The organism is Pyxidicoccus fallax, from assembly GCF_012933655.1.
Lineage (GTDB): Bacteria > Myxococcota > Myxococcia > Myxococcales > Myxococcaceae > Myxococcus > Myxococcus fallax.
In genome coordinates this window covers 14,876-34,546 of the sequence record NZ_JABBJJ010000012.1, presented here as the reverse complement: position 1 = coordinate 34,546, position 19,671 = coordinate 14,876, and the positions used below count along the sequence as shown (strand labels likewise).

General features: G+C 69.3%; 15 protein-coding genes. 8 read left to right on the top strand and 7 right to left on the bottom strand.

Annotation, left to right across the window (positions count from 1 at the left end; genetic code table 11):
- Positions 1-10: 10 nt before the first annotated feature.
- The 3 genes from HG543_RS04230 to HG543_RS04220 all read left to right on the top strand — a co-directional run bounded on the left by HG543_RS04230 (position 11) and on the right by HG543_RS04220 (position 3,996).
- Complete coding sequence (locus HG543_RS04230; RefSeq protein WP_169343352.1) at positions 11-397, top strand: VOC family protein; 387 nt, start codon at positions 11-13, stop codon at positions 395-397.
- 66 nt (positions 398-463) lie between these two features.
- Positions 464-1,828, top strand: a complete 1,365-nt coding sequence (locus tag HG543_RS04225; protein ID WP_169343351.1) for a GspE/PulE/PilB domain-containing protein — start codon at positions 464-466, stop codon at positions 1,826-1,828.
- A gap of 179 nt (positions 1,829-2,007) precedes the next feature.
- Positions 2,008-3,996, top strand: coding sequence for an ATP-binding protein (locus HG543_RS04220; RefSeq protein WP_169343350.1), 1,989 nt, complete (start codon positions 2,008-2,010; stop codon positions 3,994-3,996).
- A gap of 39 nt (positions 3,997-4,035) precedes the next feature.
- On the opposite strand, the gene HG543_RS04215 is transcribed toward HG543_RS04220, so the two are convergent.
- Together HG543_RS04215 and HG543_RS04210 are read right to left on the bottom strand one after the other, a co-directional pair.
- Positions 4,036-6,159: a serine/threonine-protein kinase gene (locus HG543_RS04215; RefSeq protein ID WP_169343349.1), complete on the bottom strand. Its 2,124-nt coding sequence runs from the start codon at positions 6,157-6,159 to the stop codon at positions 4,036-4,038.
- Between the two features lie 67 nt (positions 6,160-6,226).
- Entirely contained in the window at positions 6,227-7,576 is a 1,350-nt protein-coding gene (locus tag HG543_RS04210) for a trypsin-like peptidase domain-containing protein (protein ID WP_169343348.1), read from the bottom strand.
- Positions 7,577-7,822: 246 nt separating this feature from the next.
- Between HG543_RS04210 and HG543_RS04205 the strand changes: the two genes are divergently transcribed.
- Positions 7,823-8,833: an ATP-binding response regulator gene (locus HG543_RS04205; RefSeq protein WP_169343347.1), complete on the top strand. Its 1,011-nt coding sequence runs from the start codon at positions 7,823-7,825 to the stop codon at positions 8,831-8,833.
- A gap of 13 nt (positions 8,834-8,846) precedes the next feature.
- Here HG543_RS04205 and HG543_RS04200 read toward each other — a convergent pair whose 3' ends face one another.
- From HG543_RS04200 to HG543_RS04185, 4 genes are read right to left on the bottom strand one after another with little or no spacing between them, the layout of a single operon-like run.
- On the bottom strand, positions 8,847-9,884 hold the full coding sequence (locus HG543_RS04200; protein WP_169343346.1) for an agmatinase family protein: 1,038 nt from the start codon (positions 9,882-9,884) through the stop codon (positions 8,847-8,849).
- Between the two features lie 39 nt (positions 9,885-9,923).
- Complete coding sequence (locus HG543_RS04195; protein ID WP_169343345.1) at positions 9,924-11,405, bottom strand: DUF4215 domain-containing protein; 1,482 nt, start codon at positions 11,403-11,405, stop codon at positions 9,924-9,926.
- 10 nt (positions 11,406-11,415) lie between these two features.
- Positions 11,416-12,432, bottom strand: coding sequence for a PEGA domain-containing protein (locus HG543_RS04190; protein WP_169343344.1), 1,017 nt, complete (start codon positions 12,430-12,432; stop codon positions 11,416-11,418).
- A gap of 16 nt (positions 12,433-12,448) precedes the next feature.
- Positions 12,449-15,274: a serine/threonine-protein kinase gene (locus tag HG543_RS04185; protein ID WP_169343343.1), complete on the bottom strand. Its 2,826-nt coding sequence runs from the start codon at positions 15,272-15,274 to the stop codon at positions 12,449-12,451.
- A gap of 375 nt (positions 15,275-15,649) precedes the next feature.
- Between HG543_RS04185 and HG543_RS04180 the strand changes: the two genes are divergently transcribed.
- Positions 15,650-16,528 carry a DUF5694 domain-containing protein gene (locus HG543_RS04180; RefSeq protein ID WP_169343342.1) on the top strand — a complete coding sequence of 293 codons (879 nt, stop codon included), beginning with the start codon at positions 15,650-15,652 and terminating at the stop codon, positions 16,526-16,528.
- A 72-nt stretch (positions 16,529-16,600) separates the two neighbouring features.
- Positions 16,601-17,641 carry a hypothetical protein gene (locus HG543_RS04175; RefSeq protein WP_169343341.1) on the top strand — a complete coding sequence of 347 codons (1,041 nt, stop codon included), beginning with the start codon at positions 16,601-16,603 and terminating at the stop codon, positions 17,639-17,641.
- 4 nt (positions 17,642-17,645) lie between these two features.
- Here HG543_RS04175 and HG543_RS04170 read toward each other — a convergent pair whose 3' ends face one another.
- Positions 17,646-18,635 carry an NAD(P)H-quinone oxidoreductase gene (locus tag HG543_RS04170; protein ID WP_169343340.1) on the bottom strand — a complete coding sequence of 330 codons (990 nt, stop codon included), beginning with the start codon at positions 18,633-18,635 and terminating at the stop codon, positions 17,646-17,648.
- A gap of 84 nt (positions 18,636-18,719) precedes the next feature.
- Between HG543_RS04170 and HG543_RS04165 the strand changes: the two genes are divergently transcribed.
- A complete protein-coding gene (locus HG543_RS04165) occupies positions 18,720-18,929 on the top strand; it encodes a DNA gyrase inhibitor YacG (protein WP_169343339.1) in 210 nt (69 codons plus the stop codon).
- Positions 18,926-19,657 carry a CpsB/CapC family capsule biosynthesis tyrosine phosphatase gene (locus tag HG543_RS04160; RefSeq protein WP_169343338.1) on the top strand — a complete coding sequence of 244 codons (732 nt, stop codon included), beginning with the start codon at positions 18,926-18,928 and terminating at the stop codon, positions 19,655-19,657. Before HG543_RS04165 ends, HG543_RS04160 begins: the two co-directional genes overlap by 4 nt.
- Positions 19,658-19,671 lie beyond the last annotated feature (14 nt).

Genomic DNA, 19,671 nt, shown 5'->3' with positions numbered 1-19,671 from the left:
CATCCGCTCCATGGACGTTCAGGGCTTCCACCATGTGGCCATCCAGGCGAGGGATATCGAGCGGGTGACCGCCTTCTACCGGGAGGTGCTGGGCTTCCCCGAGTTGACCCGGCACCTGAGGCCGGACGGCTCCCTGCGGAGCATCTGGGTAGGCGTGCCAGGAGGTGGCTTCCTGGCCATCGAGGCGGCGGGCGAGGCGCCGGAGGCGCTGCCCTTCCGGCACGAGCGGCCGGGCCTGCTGATGCTGGCGTTCCGGATTCCCAAGGCGTCTCGGGCGAAGGCGGTGGAGGCGTTCGCCCGGGCGGGGGTGCCCCTGGAGCACGAGACGAAGTGGACGGTGTATGTGAGGGACCCGGAGGGCAACCGGATTGCGCTCAGCCACCACCCGGAGGACTAGGTCCGCCGCGCGCGGCGTGTGGGCGCGCTTGCGGAGCGGGACGGGGCACGGCTACAAGCGGAGCCCATGCGCCTGGGTGAACTGCTCCTGAAGGAAGGTCTCGTCACCGCGGAAGGACTCGAGGAGGCACTCGAGGCGCAGGTGGTGCACGGCGGGCGGCTGGGGACGAACCTGGTGGAGCTGGGGCTCTTGTCGGAGCAGGACCTGGCGAAGGCGCTCGGTCAACTGCACAACACCGCGTACGCGTCCGGCGAGCTGGTGCCGGACCCGAAGGCGGTGGCGATGGTGTCGTCGAACCACGCGGACGACAAGGAGTACGTGCCCATGCGGGTGGACGCGACGCGGCTGAGCCTCGCGGTCGTCAACCCGCACGACTTCGAGACGCTGGACGCGATTGCCTTCAAGACGGGCAAGCGGGTGGTGCCGGTGGTCATCCCCGAGTTCCGGATGAACCAGTTGCTGCGCCGCCACTGCAAGGCGTTCCGGCCGCTGCGCGCCATCGACATGAACGCCATCCGGCCGAGGCCCGCGCCGGGCTCGCCGGAGCTGGCGAAGGCGACCGAGAAGGCGCCGGACCTGATGAGCGAGGAGGAGTTCCAGTCCGTCTACGCGCAGGCGCTGCGAGGGGGCGCGGACTACGAAGGCGACATGGGCGAGGAGGAGGTCATCACCGGCGTGGAGGTGGTGGAGCCCGTGCCCGAGCCCGTGGCGCCTCCGGTGGCCCACCCGCAGCGCCCGGTGGCGACTCCGGTGGTGCCGACGCAGCCGTTCCCGATGACGCCGCCTCCGACGACGCAGCCGCAGCGGCCGGTGGCCGTGCCTCCGGTGGCCGTGCCTCCGATGGCCCATCCGCAGCGTCCGCTGGCACCGATGGCGGCGGGACCGGCGGTGGTGCCTCCGGCGGCGCAGGTGCCGGTGCAGCAGCCTCCGGCGCCGCCGCCGACGCCGCTGACATTCGCGGAGGCGCAGGCGGAGCTGGCACGCAGCTCGGACCGCGAGGACGTGGCGCACACGGTGCTGCGCTTCGCGCTGGGCAAGTGGAAGCGGAGCCTGCTGCTGTCGGTGCAGGGCAGCCTGGTAACGGGCTGGCACGGCATGGGCGCGAGCGTGCGCGAGGCGGCGGTGCGCCGCATCGGCGTGGCGCTGCGCGAGCAGAGCACCTTCCGGTTGGTGCGGGACACGCGCTCGCACTACATCGGCCCGGTGAAGCGGGATGCGGCGATGGCGGTGTTCTACAAGCTGCTGGGCGGCGGCTTCCCGACGACGGCGGTCATCCTGCCGCTGCTGGTGCGCGGCAAGGTGGTGCACCTGCTGTACGTGGACAACGGACCCGACCAGCTCACGCCGCCGGACGTGGGCGAGCTGCTCATCCTCTCGCAGAGCGTGGGCCGCTCGTACGAGGCGATGATGCGGCGCCGCAAGAGCGCGTGAGGCCGAGCGGGGCGCACTGGCGGCGCCGGGATGAAGCGAATCTTGCGATGCATGTGGAATACGCGAAAGGGCTCGTGCAGCAGATGACCTTGCTGCACAGGCCCACTCTTCCTTCACATCCGCGCTGAGTACATTCCGGGAGTGTCCGGTCCTCGCCTCGAGGCGCACCAGGAGCTCCCGTGAACGACCATGGCAACCGTGAGACGCCGAGCCAGGACGCGCAGCTCCGCGCCCTGCTCGCCGCGATGGAGGCCGCCAACCAGGGAGACTTCAGCCACCGTGTCCCGGTGTACGGCACACATCCGCTCCTGGACCGGCTCGCGGAGACCTTCAACACAGGAGCCGAGCGCAATGCCCGGCACTCCGCATTCCTCAGCGAGGTGATTCGCGTCGCCCGGGAGGTGGGCGTCGACGGACGACTGGGCGGACAGGTCGATGTGAAGGGCCTGACCGGCCTCTGGAAGGACCTGGGCGACAGCGTGAACGCGCTCGCCGCGAGCCTCACCGCGCAGGTGCGCAACCTGGCCCGAGTGAGCGAGGCCGTGGCCCGGGGCGACCTCTCCGAGAAGGTCACCGTGGACGTGCGCGGCGAGCCGCTCGTGCTGAAGCACACCATCAACACGATGGTGGATCAGCTCCAGTCCTTCGCCGACGAAGTGACGCGCGTCGCGAAGGAGGTGGCACCGGAGGTCAGAGCCGAAGAGCAGCCCGACTCCCAGGGCATGTCGGGCCTGTGGAAGGACCTCAACGACAACGTGAACTTCACGGAGAAGCTCGCGCTCGCGTCCCGGTACAAGAGCGAGTTCCTCGCCAACGTGAGCCATGAGCTGCGCACGCCGCTCAACAGCCTGCTCATCCTCGCGAGGGTCCTCTCCGAGAACAAGGACCGCCACCTGAGCCCCAAGGAGGTGGACTACGCGAAGACCATCTACGCCTCGGGCTCTGACCTGCTCGACCTCATCAACGACATCCTCGACCTGTCCAAGGTGGAGGCCGGGAAGATGCGGGTGGAGCCGAGCGACGTGTCGTTCGCGGACGTGAAGACCTACGTCGAGCGGACCTTCCGGCACATGGCCGAGCAGAAGCGCCTGGGCTTCAGCGTCGCGCTCGCCGAGGACCTGCCCCCGATGCGCACCGACCCGATGCGCCTGCAGCAGGTGCTCAAGAACCTGTTGTCCAATGCCTTCAAGTTCACCGACACGGGCCGCGTGGAGCTGCACGTCGCCCCGGTGCGGGACGCGGGCCTTCGCTTCGACAGCGAGGTGCTCCAGCAGGCCGATACCGTGGTCGCCTTCCGCGTGATGGACAGCGGCATCGGCATTCCGAAGGACAAGCAGCACCTCATCTTCGAGGCCTTCCAGCAGGCGGACGGAAGCACCACCCGCAAGTACGGTGGCACCGGCCTGGGCCTGTCCATCAGCCGCGAGCTCACACGCCTTCTCGGCGGAGAGCTTCGCGTGGAGAGCCATCCAGGGAAGGGCAGCACCTTCACGCTCTACCTGCCGAGGACGTACGCCGGCCCGAGCGGCATGGTGGGCGCGAGCGTGAGCGCCGCGGTCGTCAACTCCGAGCCACCCATGACGACGGTGCCGCTGATACGGGGCACCGTGGAGACACCGCCCGCGCAAGCGCGGACTTCCCCCGGCGTCACCGGCTCGGCGTCCTCACCCGGACAGGGCCACACCTCGGGCCTCGCGAGTGGGGCGTCGGGTGTCACTGTCGCGGCCCCTCCGCCCGAGCGCCCCGGTGCTCCCCCGTTCCTCGCCGGTGTGGAACCGGGGGTGGCCACGAAGTCCACGAAGCCCATCGGGCGCAAGGTGCTCGTGGTGGAGGACGACATCCGCACCGCGTTCACCCTGACCAGCGTCCTGGAGGGAAGGGGCCTGGAGGTGCTGCACGCGGAGAACGGCCGGGAGGGCGTCGCGACGCTGAACGCGCACCCGGATGTGGACGCCGTCCTCATGGACCTGGTGCGGCCGGAGATGGACGGCTACGAGGCGATGCGCGCCATCCGTCAGGACCCGCGCTTCACCGAGCTGCTCATCATCGCCGTCACGGCCAACGCGAGGAAGGAGGACGGCGAGAAGTGCCTCGCGGCGGGCGCGAGCGCCTGGCTGACCCGGCCCGTGGACGCCGAGAGGCTCCTCGCGCTGCTGCTGCGGAACTGACCCCGCGCCTCGGACGGACGGCGCGGGGCTCCAGCGGGCTCACTCCGCCTCGGGCGGCTGCTCGAACTCGACGTCGAAGTTGACGCGCTGACCGGGCTCGATCTTGAAGGTCCGCGTCCAGCGCGCGTTGTTCACCACGACGAGGAGCTGGTGCGTGCCCTCGTACAGGTCCAGCTCCTCGACGGGAGCGGCTCCCACGAGGCGGCCGTCGATGGTGACGATGGCACCCTCGGGCGCGCGCACGGTGGCGAAGCCCTTGTTGAGGAAGATCTGCTGCGCGGTCCGCCCACCCACCGGCACCGTGATGTTCCGAGTCACCTGGATGCCGAGCACCGGATTGCTGAGCGTCAGCACATGCTTGCCCGCGGGCAGGGTGGCCGACAGCGGCGTGCGTCCGAGGTACGTCCCCGGCACCGACGCCTCCACGCGAGGCTCCACCGTGAGGTCCAGGATGCCCGTGTCGGCCTTCACGAACTGGATGCCCGCATCCGTCCCCGCGTCGGCGAGAGCGTCCGAGGGCGTGACGGCCGCCAGCGGGTCACCCGCATCGACCTCGGCCTCGATGTTGGAAGGCAGCCGCTTGAGCACCACGGCCGCCGCGCCGAGCGTCAGCACGAGGCCCGCGACCACCAGCCCCACCCAGGCACGCGAAGGCTTCTGCGCCGAAGGAGGCACCGGAATCGGGGCCGGCGCACCGGCAGCAGGGGACTGCGTCGCCGCCGGCTCGCTGGCCAGGCCCTGCGAAGCCACCGCCGGCACCTGCGCATGAGACCCGCTGGCCGGACCCTGCGAAGCCGCCGGAACCTGCGCATGAGACCCGCTGGCCGGGCCCTGTGCCGAAGCAGGCACCTGTGCATGAGACCCGGTCACAGGCCCCTGAGAGGAAGCCGCCGGCACCTGCGCGTGCGACCCACTGGCCGGCCCCTGAGCCGAAGCCGCTACCTGCGCGTGAGACCCACTGGCCGGGCCCTGCGATGCAGCCGCCGGCACCTGCGCATGAGACCCACTCGCGGGCCCCTGAGCCGCGGCAGCCGGAGCCACCTGCGCGTGCGAGCCCGTCGTCGGCGCGACGTTGGCGGAAGGCACCTCCACCACCATGCCGCCGCCCATGTTCACCGGGCCCGACACGGCGAGCTGTCCCGCAAGCTCCGGCCACTTCGCCGGCAGCGCGCCGGCTGGCAGCACGCCGCGAGCAAGGAACTCGGCCACGATCGGAGGCGACACGCCGGCCTTCTGCAGCACGTCCGCGATACCCGCCTCGATGATGCGCCGCCGCGACGCCCGCGCCTCGCTCTCGGGAGGGAAGGCCTTGGCGATGAACTCCGCGAACTGCGCATGCGTGGGCAGCGTGCCCACGGCCTCGACCAGCGCCTCACGGAACGCGAGCGCCGACGTGTACCGGTCATACGCGCGCTTCGTGGTCGCCTTGCGCACCACCGCGTCGATCTTCAGCGGCACGTCCTGCGGCAGCGGCGGCAGCGAGCGGTTGAGCACCGCCTTGTCCGGGTCCGCCGTCTCCTTGAACGGCATCTTCCCGGACAGCGCCTCGTGCAGCACGAGCCCCAGCAGGAACACGTCGGACTGGACGTTGACGGCCTCGCGTCCACCCAGCAACTGCTCCGGAGCGCTGTACTTGCGGCGGTTCTTCACGCGCTTGCCGTCACGCTCGCGCGGAGCCACGCCGAGCGCGCCGTAGCCCGTCACCTTCGTGACGCCGCCGAAGGAGATCATCAGCGTCTCGGGCCGGACGTCTCCGTGCACCAGCGGCGTGCCGTCGTCATTGCCGGCCATGTGCGCGTAGTGCAGGCCCATGGCCGCGTCGGCGATGACCAACGCGGCGAACTGCGGCGGCAGGCGCGGATGCACTTCCAACAGGCGGCGCAGCGGCTCGCCATCGGCGAACTCGGTGACGCGAGCCAGCCCGCCGTCCTGCGCGGCCAGGCCGTGGACGCGGAGGATGTTGGGGTGCTCGAAGACGAGCGCACGCGCTGTCTCGCGCGTCAGCTTCGCCGTCATCTCCGGGTTCTGGACAATCTCCTGCGGCGCCCAGATGAGCACCACGGGGCGGGGGGGCGCGCCGTCCTCCAGGGCGAGGCCAAGGAAGGCACGCGAGCCTTCGCCAGCGCCCAGGGGGCTGAGGGACTGGTAACGGACCGAACTCATACCCCCCATGCTAGTGCGACTCGCGCGGGCCCAGAAATCCGGGCCCGCCGCGATTGCGCCTTTTGTTCTAGAGGCGCTGTCCCGCGTCCTGCTCGAAGGGCAGGGTGATGTGGTAGCCGTACCGTCCGCGCCGGACCAGGAGCAACACGCTCCGTCCGCGTCGCGCCGTCAGCAGCGCCTCCCGGAACGCCTCCGCCGTGGTCACCGGCTGGTTGTTCACCCGCAGGATGGCGTCTCCCGGCTCCAGCCCCACCTCGGCCGCCACCGAGCCCGGGCGCACGCCCGAGATGATCAGCGCCCCCCGTCCGTCCTTCACTCTCAGTCCGAGCCGCTCCCACGCCAGCCCCTCGACCATGCGAGCGGGGAACTCCACCGGCGTGACCTGAACGGTACGCATTCCGCCCTCGCGGAAGAGGACCAGGGGGAAGGAGGAGCGGGCGGGGTAGCCGCGCACGCGGGTGTCGAAGTCCTCGGCATCCTCGATGCGCGAGCCGCCCAATTCGGCCACCACGTCTCCGCGCTTCACGCCGGCCTTCTCCGCGGGGCTGTCGGGCTCCACCGCCGTCACGAGCGCGCCGTAGGAGCGGTCCCACCCGAGCTGCCGGGCCACGCGGGGCGACAGGTCCATCGCGTCGATGCCCACCCAGGCGGGGCGCACCTTCCCGAAGCGGGTCAGCTCGTCGACGATGCGGCGCACCTTGTCCGCGGGAATCGCGAAGCCGATGCCCTGCGCGCCGCCGCCGAAGATGGCGGTGTTGATGCCGATGATTTCCCCGTCCACGTTGAGCAGCGGGCCGCCCGAGTTGCCGGGGTTGATGGCCGCGTCCGTCTGGACGAAGTCGTTGTACACGCGCCCGTCCGCGCGGAAGGTGCGGCCCACGGCGGACACCACGCCCGCCGTCACCGTCTTGCTCAGGCCGAACGGGCTGCCGATGGCCACCACCGTCTCGCCAATCATCAGGTCCGAGCTGGTGCCCAGCTTCGCCACCGGCAGCGGCGCCTTCGCGTTGACCTTGAGGACGGCCAGGTCGTTCGCCGCGTCGCTGCCGATGACCTCCGCCTCGAGCGAGCGCCCATCCGCCAGCACCACGTGGATGGCGGAGGCGCCGCGGATGACGTGGTCATTGGTCACGATGATGCCGGACGGGTCGATGATGGCGCCGCTGCCCAAGCCTTCAATCTTTTCGCGCCGCTCCTCGTTCCCGCCGAAGCCGCCGAAGAACTCCTCCAGCGGCGAGCGCCGGCCGCGGAAGCGCGACTCCACCTCCTGCTCGGTGCCGATGTAGACGACGGCGGGGGAGACCTTCTGGACGACCTCGACGATGGCGTCCCGGCGCCGGGCCAGGTCCGCGCTCGCCGGGCCCGAGGCCAGCAACGCCACCATCAGCAGGCTCCACTTCATGACTCCAGCCTTCATGCCAACCCTCCATGCGCCACCAGGAAATGTCGGGTGAAGGACACCCCGACTGTCGGGAACGCCGCAAGCAACCCGGCGGGCCCTGGTGACGGTACGCCGCTCTTCATAGATCAGTCCGCTCATCCGTGAACGAGTGCATCTCCGGGATGCGTGCCTGCCCAGCGGTGACGGTATGCCGTGGGGGTGGGTCGTTATCCTGGCGGCGCGCGGTGACAGGCCGCGCGCTGAAGCCGAGGGAGTGGAAGCATGAGTCTCGTCCTGGTCGCGGACGACGAACCAGCGGTGTTGGAGGTTCTCAGCCAGGTGGTGGAAGACCTGGGCCACGACGTCCTGAGGGCCCGTGACGGCGAGGAGGCGCTGGGGCTCGCCCGCGCGCGCCGGCCACAGCTGGTGGTGACGGACCACATGATGCCGCGCCTGAGCGGCGTGGAGCTGTGCCGCCGCCTGAAGCAGGAGGAGCAGCTCAAGGACGTGCCCATCATCCTGCTGAGCGCCGTGCTGCCGCAGGGGGCGCCGGAGGCCTCGGCCTTCCTGCACAAGCCCTTCGAAATCACCGACTTCGAGTCGGTCATCCGCCAGTCGCTGGCCGCCGCGCCGGCGCCGCGGACGGTGAACACGGACTCCCCGGTGGAGGTGCTGGGCCAGTGGGTGGCGCAGACGCTCCAGGGCCCGGTGGACACGGCGCGCGAGCAGCTCAAGCGGCTGGAGGCGGCACCGGCGGTGGACCGCTCGGCGCTGTCGTCGCTGGAGGCGCAGCTCCAGTCGCTGGAGGCGCTGGGCCGCAACCTGAAGGACGTGGCGCGGCTGGCGGCGGGGGGGCTGGCGCTCCAGCCGGTGGAGGCGGACCTGGCGCAGCACCTGCGGGACGCGGTGACGTCCTGGAAGGTGCGGGCGCCGGTGGCGCTGGTGGCGCCGTCGGAGCCGGTGTCCGTGCGGTTCGACCCGGAGCGCGTCCGTCAGATTTTCGACGTGCTGCTGGCGAACGCGGTGAGCCAGAACGGCGGCCGGGGCGAGGTGAAGGTGGAGATGCAGGCCTCGCGCTCGCTGGTGACGGTGCAGGTGAAGGACGTGGGGCCGGGCTTCCCGGAGGAGGAGGTTCCCCGGCTCTTCACGCCATTCCAGTCGGGGCCGGCGGGCATCGCCGGCCTGGGGCTGCACGTGGCATCGGAGCTGGCGCGCCTGCATGGAGGCGCGCTGTCCGCGGTGTCCCGGCCCGGCCACGGCTCGACGTTCAGCCTGCTCTTGCCGAGGGGCTGAGGCCGGGGGTGCTTCAGGCCCGCTGGGACTTCAGCATCCAGCCAATCATCTTGTAGAGGAGGCGGGCGCCGACGTTGCCGTCCCACTCGCCGCCTTCCGGATCCGGGGAGACCTCGGTGAGGTCGAAGCCGACGATGGTGCGGCCGGAGCGGACGACGCCGGAGATGAGGGCGACGGCCTCGGGGAAGGAGAGGCCGCCGGGCACCGGGGTGCCGGTGTGGGGGCAGAGGACGGGGTCGAGCCCGTCGATGTCGAAGGACAGGTAGACCTGCTGCGGGAGCAGCGCGACGATTTCGTCCACCTGACGGTTCCAGGGCACGCCGTCGAAGCGGCGGTTCTGGAGGACCGAGTCGAAGAAGCCGTGGATGCGGCCCTTGGAGTCCTCGATGTAGCGGTGCTCCTCCTGGCTCATGTCGCGCAGACCGACCTGGACGAGCGTCTTCATGCCGGGGATGCGCTCGGCGACGTTGTACATGATGGAGGCGTGGGACCAGGTGAAGCCCTCGTAGGCCACGCGCAGGTCGGCGTGGGCGTCGAGGTGGAGCACGCCGAGGCCGGGGTACTTCTCGGCGTGGGCGCGGATGATGCCGAAGGAGATGGAGTGGTCTCCGCCGACGGCACCCACGCGCTTGCCCTGGTCGAGCCAGTGCTTGGCGGTGCGGTAGACGTGCTCGTTCATCTGGTCGCAGAGGGCGTTGACGTCACTAGCGGCCTTGAGCAGCTCGGGGGCGCCGGAGTGGATGCCGCCGGCCTCGATGACGACCTGGGCGCGCTCCTTGGCGCGGGTGTTCCAGTCGCGCAGCTCCTGGGGCTCGGGGAGCATGGCGATGCCGCGCTCATAGGGGCGGCCGGTCTCCACGTCGAAGAGGTCCACCTGCCGGCTGGCGTCGAGGACGGCGGCGGGGCCCTCGGAGGTGCCACCGCCGTAGCTGGTGGTGGCCTCGAAGGGGACGGGGATGAGGACGACATGGGCCTCGTCCGGCGTGTGCGGAAGGCCGAAGACGCCGGAACCCGGCTGGGCGGCGGCGCTGGGGTCGAAGTGGGTTGCCATGGCGGCGCAGGATAGAGGGACGGGGGCGGGGCGCAATGGTCAGTTGCGGGGGCGTGAAATGATGCACTGCCCGACCCGCTGCTGGCCTCGCTTCTCACATACGCCCATCCCACCATGTCCGTCTCCAGCACAGTCGTCGTCGGCCGAGCAGGCGGTGTCCTTCGGGCAGTCATGGCCCCCGCCATCACTCATGCTTGTTACCTGGAACTCCTGGTCATTGACGGACTCGATGATGAGCTGGTTCCCATGGGTGCCAGGAGTCGCGTTCTCCAGATACACGACATCGCTTTCAGCGGGCTCCACCCTGGCCACGAGGTTCAATTTCCCGGCTTCGGAGGCATCCTCCGAACTCACGCTCTGGATGGCCTTCTCCACGGCGGTGGCTACACCGGATGCACTTGTAACGTCACTAATCCCGACCGGAATATGTGCACCATGCGCCCCGAATATCTTGTTGAACTCGAAGAACAGCCGGATGCGGCCATCGCTGATGGAAAATACCTCGCCATCTGAAATCTGATTTCCCGGGATGGTTTTGATGGACCCCGTAGCGACGCTGGACTCCTGGTCGGTCTGGCAGTCTTTTGAGCAAGTGCCACAGGCAAGGGCATTGCCGTCGTCGCACTCCTCGGTCTCCGGACCGAATTGGTCCTCATACCCATCTCCACATGTGGCCAGGACACACGACGACAAGCAGTCGTCTTCATTGGAGCTGTTGCCGTCGTCACATTCCTCGCCGGGATTCAGCACGCTGTTGCCGCAGCCCACCTCCAAGCGGCAATCAGCGCTGCAGCCGTCCTTGCTCACCTCGTTTCCGTCGTCGCACGCTTCTTTCACATCGACGATGCCATTGCCGCAGAGTTCCTTGGATTGACAATTCGCGCTGCACCCATCACCACTCTCTTCGTTGCCGTCGTCGCACACCTCGTTGTCATCGACGACCTCATTGCCGCATACCTCATCGGATCGACAATCCGCGCTGCAGCCGTCGCCATCCACGTGATTGCCATCGTCGCAGCCCTCGTCGTAGTCGACAACGTTGTTGCCGCAGATCTCATTGGACAAGCAATCGGCGCTACAACCATCACCATCCTCCTCGTTGCCGTCGTCGCACATCTCATCAACGCCGACATCGATGATGCGATTACCGCACAATTCGTCTGACTTGCAATCGGCGCTGCAGCCATCACCATCCTCCTCGTTACCATCGTCACATTTCTCGAGCGCGGCGGTGTCCACGATGCCGTTTCCACAGACCTCCTCTGACTTGCAGTCATGACTGCAGCCATCACCATCGATGATATTCCCGTCGTCACATACTTCGTCGAACTGGAACTGGATGTCCCCGTCGCCGCAATCGTTACGGATGCACACATCCTGACTGGCAGCGCACTTCATGTCGGGGGCACAGAGCAGTCCCGAGGGGCAGGTGATGCTGTCGGACTGGATGCAGGACAGGAACGGAAGGCAGAGGATGGCCAGCAGAGTGCGTCCGAGCAGGAATGGGAGTTCTCGATTCACGGGGGCCTCCTCAAAACTGGAACGTTCCCAGCACACCACCTGAGCCGGCCCCAACGAGCGGTGTGACGAGCATCGTCTGGCTGGGGTCGTCCGGGTTGATGCGGTAGGGCTGTGCGCGATTGAGATAGAGCAACACCGCGCCCGTGGTCAGCGCGGCACCGCCCAGGACATACGAACCCACCGCGATGTTCTGAAGGGTATTGGCCTGGGTCCGCAGCCTCACGAGCCCCGGTCCTGGGGGGCAGCCCTGACTGCAGCCACGGACTTCCGTGTCGAACGCGTCGAGCCGGTCGTGAGCATTCATGTGGAGGAGCGCGCCGCCTCCGGCTACCGCCATTCCCGCGCCTACCACCGACCAGGGAAGCCAGGAAGACCACCGTCGGCGGTACTGAGTGACCTCGTCCGAGGTGTACAGCTTGAGCTGAACCTGCACCTTCTCCCCCGGCATGACGGGCTGGCCCTTCTCCGTCGGCAGATAACCCCCCTTGAGCGCGACGAGGCTGTACATGCCCGGCCGCACCAGCCCCTTGAACTGCCCCGGAGCCGAGAACAGCGACTGGCCATTCAGCGTCACCGTGGCGCCGGGGACGTCACACGTCACCTCCAGCCACGCGAGCTGCTTCTCGATGAGCGCCTTGTAGCTGAGCGCGTGCTCGTACCGTCCCGTATCCAGCGGCTCCGGCCCATGCTCAATCGCAGCCACCAGGTGCTTGTGGACCTCCACTGGCCGGTCCAGGTTCATCAGCGCCAGCGCCAGGTTGTAGTGGATGGCCGGGTGGTTCCAGTGCTTGAGCGCCCACTCGTACTGCCGGACGGCCTCGATGAAGACGGACTCCTGCAGCCGCTCGTTTCCCTCCAGGAACAGGGCCTGCGCGGTCTGCTGATCCTTCGCCGCGACTCCGCGCGCCCACGGGCGAGTCTCGCCCACGCCGAGCGAGGTCCGTGCCTGCTGCGCCTCCGCGGCCGTCGCCCACAGCATCATCCAGGCCGCTGCCAGCGCGAGGCCGGGCAGGGCCGAACTCTTCATGCGTGTCACGGTGACCTCACTTGAGTGACTTGACGAACGAGCTGCCGAGCGACGACTCAAGGCGCTGAGCACGGTCTTGCTCTCGCTTCAGGAGCCGCTCGGCATCCTTCGTCGCCTTGCGTGCCTCTTCAGCGGCTTTCTCCGCGCGGGCCTTCGCGATCCGGGCCCGCAGCTGCGCCTGCTGCGTCTTCTTCAGGGCGGAGCGCAGGGCCACGTTCCGCCGCACCAGCTCGCTGTTGGCGAGCGCGACCTGCGCACTGGCCTCCTCCGCCCGGCGCTGTGCCTGCTGACGCGCCAGTTCCTTCTCCTGGACCTCCGCCAGTCGCTGCTTCGCCTCGGCTTCGGCCGCCTTGGCAATCGCCTCGGCGGCGCGTGCCGTGGCCTCGGCGCTCACGGCCAGCTCCGCCTGCCGCTCCGCCTCCCGTTGCGCGTCGCTGATGACCACCAGCGCCACCGCCGCCGAGACGACCATCAGGATGAGGACCGTCCCGGAAGCCGCCAACAGTGCCCGCCGAACCCGCGTAGCCCGAGCCGCGGACGCGAACACCGCATCCAGGAACGCGCACTGGAGCTCCGGCAGCTCCCCCCGGTAGCGGCGCTGGAAGCGCCGCGCCTCGTCCACCATCTCCCCGCGCCACAGCAAACCGCTATCACGCCCCTTGGCCTGCCACTGCCGAGCCGCATTGCGAAGCTGCTCGATGAACGCCGCGTCCTCCTGTCCCTCATCGAGCCACCGGAGCAGGGTGGGCCAGCCATGAATCAACGACTCGTGCACCAGCTCCACGGACGCACCGTTGGCACCGCCTCCCGTCTGAGTAACGAGCAACCGCGCCTGCACGAGATGGTCGATGACCTGCCGCAGCTCCCCCGCGTTCCCGGACAGCTCCCGCAGCTCGTCCTGGGACACGATGGCGCGCGTGCGCTCGGGCGTCACCAGCCGCAGGAACACGGCCCGAGCCAGGTTCCGCTCCGAAGCCGACATCTTCGCGAGCACGCTGTCCGCATGTGTCGCGAGCGCCCCGGTGATACCTCCGAGCCGCTGATAGGCACTCTCGGTCAGCAGCCGCTGCGCCGGATCCCGCGCCTCCCACAGTTGCGTGGCGGCGAACTGCAGGAGGGGCAGGGCGCCCGGCGTCGACTCCAGGTGCTGGAGCATCTGGTCGACCATGGCCGGCGTCTCGAACCGGTACCCCGCCAGCTCCGCCGGCTGCACCAGCGCGTCCCGAAGCCCCTCGCTGTTCGGCGGTCCCAGGAAGAACAGTCCCTGCCACAGCTCGGCCATGAAGCGCTCGTCCTCGGAGACGCGGTCGAGGAAGTCGGAGCGCAGGGACAGGACGACGCGAATCGGAGACGTCGCGTCATCGGCGATGCCGGAGAGACACGCGGTGAAGGCCTGCCGTTCCGCCGGGTCCGACACGAGCGTGTAGAGCTCCTCGAACTGGTCCACGAAGAGCAGGATGCGCCGGCGCTCACGGCGGGCCCGGGCACGCAGCACGGAGCCCACGTAGCCGGGCTGCGCGCGCAGGTGGTTGGCGAGTTGCTGCTGCTTCTGGATGTCCTCCTCCACCGTGGGAGAGGACGTCACGAAGGGCGCCACCATGCTCGCCAGCGCCGCCAGGGGATTGCGTCCGGGCCGGATGACGAACGACTCCCAGCGGTCCCCGGAGCGCTTGAGCACGGGCACCAGGCCCGCCCGCACGAAGGAGGACTTGCCCGCGCCGGACGGACCGACGACGCCAATCAGCGGCCGGTCCTGGATGCGGTGCACCAGCGCCGCCGTCTCGCGGGAGCGGCCGAAGAAGCGGCTCGCGTCCGCCTCCTGGAAGGAGCTGAGGCCCGCGTACGGGCTCTCGTCGATGCGGACCTCCCGGGTGTAGCGCCCGGGCTGGAAGGGCTCCAGGGCGCGCAGTAGCGCCAGCGCATCCCGGACGCGCTCCTCCTTCCGCTTGAGCAAACAGCGGTCGACGATGGCGGCCAGCTCGGCGGGCACGTCGGGCGCCACGTCCCGCAGCAGGGGCATGGGCTCGTCGAGCACCCCGGTGACCATGAGCTGGGGGCCGCGCAGCGGGTCCAGCGGATGCCGGCCCGCGAGCATCCGGAAGAGCATGATGCCCACCGCCCAGATGTCCGTCCGGTGGTCGATGGACGCGCCGCTGCCCCACTGCTCCGGGGACATGTACGCCATCGTCCCGAGCAGCGCCCCCTGCCGGGTGAGGTGGATGGCCTCGTCCGGAGCGCCCGAGCTCGCCAGCGCGCGAAGCTCCGCCGCGACGGCCCGCGGAGACACCTCGCCCGCGCGCTCGTCGGGCTGGAGCACCTTGGCGATGCCGAAGTCCAGCACCTTGATGGTGCCCGAGTCCGTCACCAGGATGTTCTCGGGCTTGAGGTCCCGGTGGACGATCTTCCGCTCGTGGGCGCAGGCCAGCGCGCGGAGCACGGGCGTCATCAGCTCCACGGCGCGGGCGGGGGGCAGGCGGGGGCTGGCCTTGAGGAGCTTGTTGAGCGGCTGTCCCTGGAGGAACTCCAGGACCATGTACGGGCTGCCAGCGACTTCACCGACCTCGTGGATGATGACGATGTTCTCGTGGCTGCACTGCGCGGTGGCGCGCGCCTCGAGGATGAACCGGCGGGTGAACTCGGGGTTCTCCGTGTGCAGGAGCTTGATGGCCACACGGCGGCCCAGCCGGGTGTCGCGAGCGAGGAACACCGTGCCCATGCCCCCGCTGCCGAGCTGGCGGATGAGCTCGTAGTGGTTGATGCGCATGCCGGGCCCGAGCTGGCTGGGATGGGCCACGGGCTCCTGGACAGGCGTCACCCGGCGAATGGCGGGGGCTTCATTCATGCTCGACTCCGACGGAGGCAGGCCATCCACGCGCGATGGCTCGCAGGCGCGGAGCGGGAGAGGCTTCCGCACCCATTCACACAACAGGCGCACCAGATGCCGGACAGGAGCTGAACGTGTCTGTCTATTGCTGTTGGTAGGCAATCAGAGTCAACCGTGCCCACGCGCCTACCCGCGCCCGGGGCAGCGGTCTGTCTGGATCAGAACGAAAATACATGACAAAACCGAAAAATCAGATTTCCTCAAAACGTAACGATCCAAGCTGAGGGAAACATTCGCCGCGCAGCGGAACCGCGGAGGCGGAGTGAGGCCGCGCATGCAATCAGGCGCGCGGGCGCGCGTACCGGGGGCAACCCGATTGCAACAGGAGCCCTCATGCCTCGTCTGAAGCCCCTTCTCTGGATGTGCCTCATGGGCCCACTGCTGGCCTGCGCATCCGCGCCGGCCCCGAAGCCCGAGTCCTCCGAGAGCACTCCCGACTTCCTCGGCGCGAAGGAGCCGAAGCCCCGGCTGATGATGCTGGGCACGTTCCACTTCAAGGACGCGGGGCTGGACCAGTACAAGCCCCAGCACGCGTTGGACGTGCTCTCACCGGAGCGACAGCGGGAAGTCGAGGCCCTGGTGGAGGCCCTGGCGAGGTTCCAGCCGACGCGCATCGCCGTGGAGGTGGACGTCCCGAAGCAGGCCGCGCTGGATGCCCGGTACCAGGACTACGTGGCGGGCCGCGCGCAGCTGACGGCCAATGAAGTGGACCAGGTGGGCTTCCGGCTCGCGAAGAAGCTGGGGCACCCGAAGGTCTACGCCGTGGACGCGGACCCGCATCAGATCTTCAACCCGCTGTTCGACAAGGTGGACGCCAGGCAGTTCGAGACCGCCGACCCGAAGTGGCAGCAGCGCTTCACCCAGCTCTATGCGCACCAAGATGAGCTGAAGACGCGCCAGCCCTTGATGGAACACCTGCGCTACCTGAACTCCCCGGAGCTGATGCGCCAGGAGCACGGCGCGTACTCCATCGGCATCTTCAAGGAGGACGGGGAGGACGGCTACCTCGGCGCGGATCTGCGGTCGGCCTGGTACAACCGCAATCTGCGCATCTTCCGCAACCTCCAGCGCCTCATGTCCTCACCGGACGAGCGCGTCCTGCTCATCATCGGCGCCGGCCACCTGCCCATCCTTCACTTCGTGGGCGGCAGCTCACCCGAGCACGAGGTGGTGGATGTCAGGGATTACCTGCGCCCCGCCTTTGACAAGTGAACGCAAGACCGCCTCGTTGCGCCTCCCCCTGAGCGGGCGCGAGTAGCATGGGTCCTCCAGCGGGGGGGACTCATGATTCCTATCATCTCCGGAGTACGCTATTACGGCGACGTCCGCGGGTGCGGTGGGCAGCACATCGCCACGCGCTTCGTCCACCTCTACTTCCTGCCCCTCATTCCGCTCGGCTCCATGTGGGTCACCGGAGAGGAGGAACGGGAAGAGAAGGGGTTGCTGGGGAAGAAGAAGGAGACGGTGACCGTGGGGGTGGAGATTCCCTTCCACTTCCTCAGCGCCTTCATGGGCTACCTGCGCACGTGGATGCTGCTGTTCAGCGTCATCTCGTTCTTCCAGGGCAGGTACCTCCTCGGCGTCTCGCTGATCGTCGCCTCCGTCATCTCGATCCTGGTGACGGGCGTCTATGGCGCGAAGGCCAACCGGCAGAAGCTCTTCGGAGCGCAGACGGGGCTGTATTGCGACCCGGACATCCTTCCTCGGGACACTGCCGCCAGGATGCTGGAGCAATTGCTGCCCGAGTGGCGTGCCCGCCACGGCAACATGCCTCCGGAGTCCTTCACCGGGGAGGTGGAGAAGCGCTGCACGGCCCTTCACTACGCCGTCCTCCGGCTGACCGCCCGCACCACTCAGTCCGCCCGCGCGAGGGAGCTGGCGGAGGCGCTCTTCCAGAAAGTCGTCTGGACGCTCATGAAACAGAGGCATCCAGACGCCCCCGCCGTCCAGCGCCTTGCTCAGCGGCAGTCCGAGCAGGAAGCGCAGCTCCGGCAGGAGCCCGCGCACGTACTGGAGGGGACGCTGGGCGCCTTCTCGGAGGCGCACACCGGGACGTCGGCGCCCCTGGTACTCGCGTGGTACCAGCAATCGCAGTGGGAGCGGCTGCGGGAGGCCTCGGCCGACGCCGGAGACCTGCCCTCCACCTACGCGGCCTGGCTCCAGGAGGCGAGCCAGCTCATCGCCCAGCCGCACCTGCGCGTGCGCACCGTGGACATGGATGTCGACGAACTCCTCCGCGCGGCCAGCGAGGCCCACGTCCCCGTGGACCGCCGGTTCCGGACCGACTTCATCCATCAGAAGGCGCGCACGCGGGCCGCCGCGTAGCTGCTCACTCCCACCGCACCACGAGCTTGCCCACGGAGTCGTTCTTCGCCATGCGCTCCAGCGCCTGACGTATCTCCGCCATGGGCACCACCGCGTCCACCACGGGCCGCAATGCGCCCGAGCGGAACAGTGGCAACAGGTGCCGCTCCGCGCTCTGCGACAGGGCAATCTTCTCCTCCAGCGGCCGGCTGCGCAGCACCGTGCCGGTGACGCGCAGCCGCTTGACGAGCACCGTCCCCAGGTTCAGCTCCGTGCTGTTGCCCGCCACCAGTCCCACCAGCATCACCCGGCCGCGCGGCGCCACCGCGTCCAGCGTCTCCGGCAGGTAGTCTCCGCCCACCAGATCCAGGCACAGGTCCGCGCCCCGGCCGCCCGTCTCCGCCTTCACCGCGTCCGCGAACTTCGGCGGTGATGAAGCACACAGCACCGTACGCGCCACGCCCCACTCGGAGGCCCGCGCCAGCTTCGCCGCGTTGCGGCCCGTGCCCACCACGCGCACCCCGGACGCCTTGCACAACAAAGCCGCCGCCGAGCCCACGCCGCTGGCCACCGCGTGGATGAGCACCGTCTCCCCGGGACGCATGTCCCCCTGGAGCACCAGCGCGTCGTACGCGGTGAGGTACGCCTCCGGCAGCGCCGCCGCGTCCGCGAAGTCCAGGCCCTCCGGCATGGGCAGCGGCTCGCGCTCGTGTGTAATCAGCGACTCCGCCCACGCGCCGCCGCCCACCAGCCCCATGACCCTATCGCCCACCTTGAGCCGCCGCGTGCGCGGGCCCACCGCCACCACCTCGCCCGCGTACTCCAGGCCCGGCACGTCCGGCGGCACGTCCGGCGGAGCGGGGTAGAAGCCGCGAATCTGCAGCAGGTCCGCCCGATTCAGCGCGGAGGCGCGCACCCGCACGCGCACCTCGCCGGGGCCGGGCTCGGGCTCCGGTCGCTCCTCCAGGGCAAGCACTTCGGGACCACCCGGCTCGGTGATGCGCAGGACCTTCATGACGCGAGACCTCCCACGAGAAGTCCGGGCACGAAACATCCTGGCCCTGAAGAGCGTCAACGCTTATCTAGAACACCATCCATCATGAGCACCTTGAAGTGTCCCACCTGCCAGAAGCCCGTCCCCCCGAGAGGGGAGAACGCCTCGTTTCCCTTCTGCTCCCGTCGCTGCCGCGCCGTGGACCTCGGCCGCTGGCTGGGCGAGGAGTACCGAGTGCCCGAGCGGCAGATGGATGAGCGGGAGGACGAGCTGCCGCCCTCCAGCCACCCGGACCGGCACGGCGGGGACGCGTGAGCGGCTTCGTCGACCTGCACTGCCATCTGCTCCCCGGAGTGGATGACGGCGCCCGCACCCTCGACGACGCGCTGGAGATGGCGCGCGCCCTGGTGGACCTGGGCTTCTCCACCGTCGCCCCCAGCCCCCATGCCCGTCCCGAGTACGCCCCCGTGGACGTCGTGGACACGCGCCGCGCGGAGCTCGCCGCCGCCCTGGAGCGCGAGCGCATCCCCCTGACGCTGGGCCGCAACGCGGAGAACGTGCTGGACGACACCTTCGTGCGCGGCCTGGGCACGCCCTCTGCCCGCACCCTGGGCCCGGGGCGCTACGTCCTCGTGGAGCTTCCCTACACCGCCCCCGTTCCCGCGCTGCCGGACATCCTCTTCCGCATCCGCACCAAGGGCGTCATCCCCCTGCTGGCCCACCCCGAGCGCTGCCTGGAGTTCGAGCGAAAGGGCCGCGCCGCGGAGGCCGTGCGGGCCGGGGCGCTCCTGCAACTGGACGTGGGGGCGCTCACGGGTCGTTACGGCAACACCGCGAAGAAGCTGGCCCGCGCCTTCCTGGACGACGGCCTCTACGCGGTGGGTGCCACGGACCTGCATGCCCCCGTGGGCGCCCGGGACTGGGTGGGTCGAGCGTTGGCTGAACTTCGGAGCAGGGCAGGGGAGCAGGCGTTCGCCCGGCTCATGAGGGATAACCCCTCCAGGCTGCTGGCCGGTGAACCGCTGGAGTCTGACTCGGACTGACGGTATACCCGGCC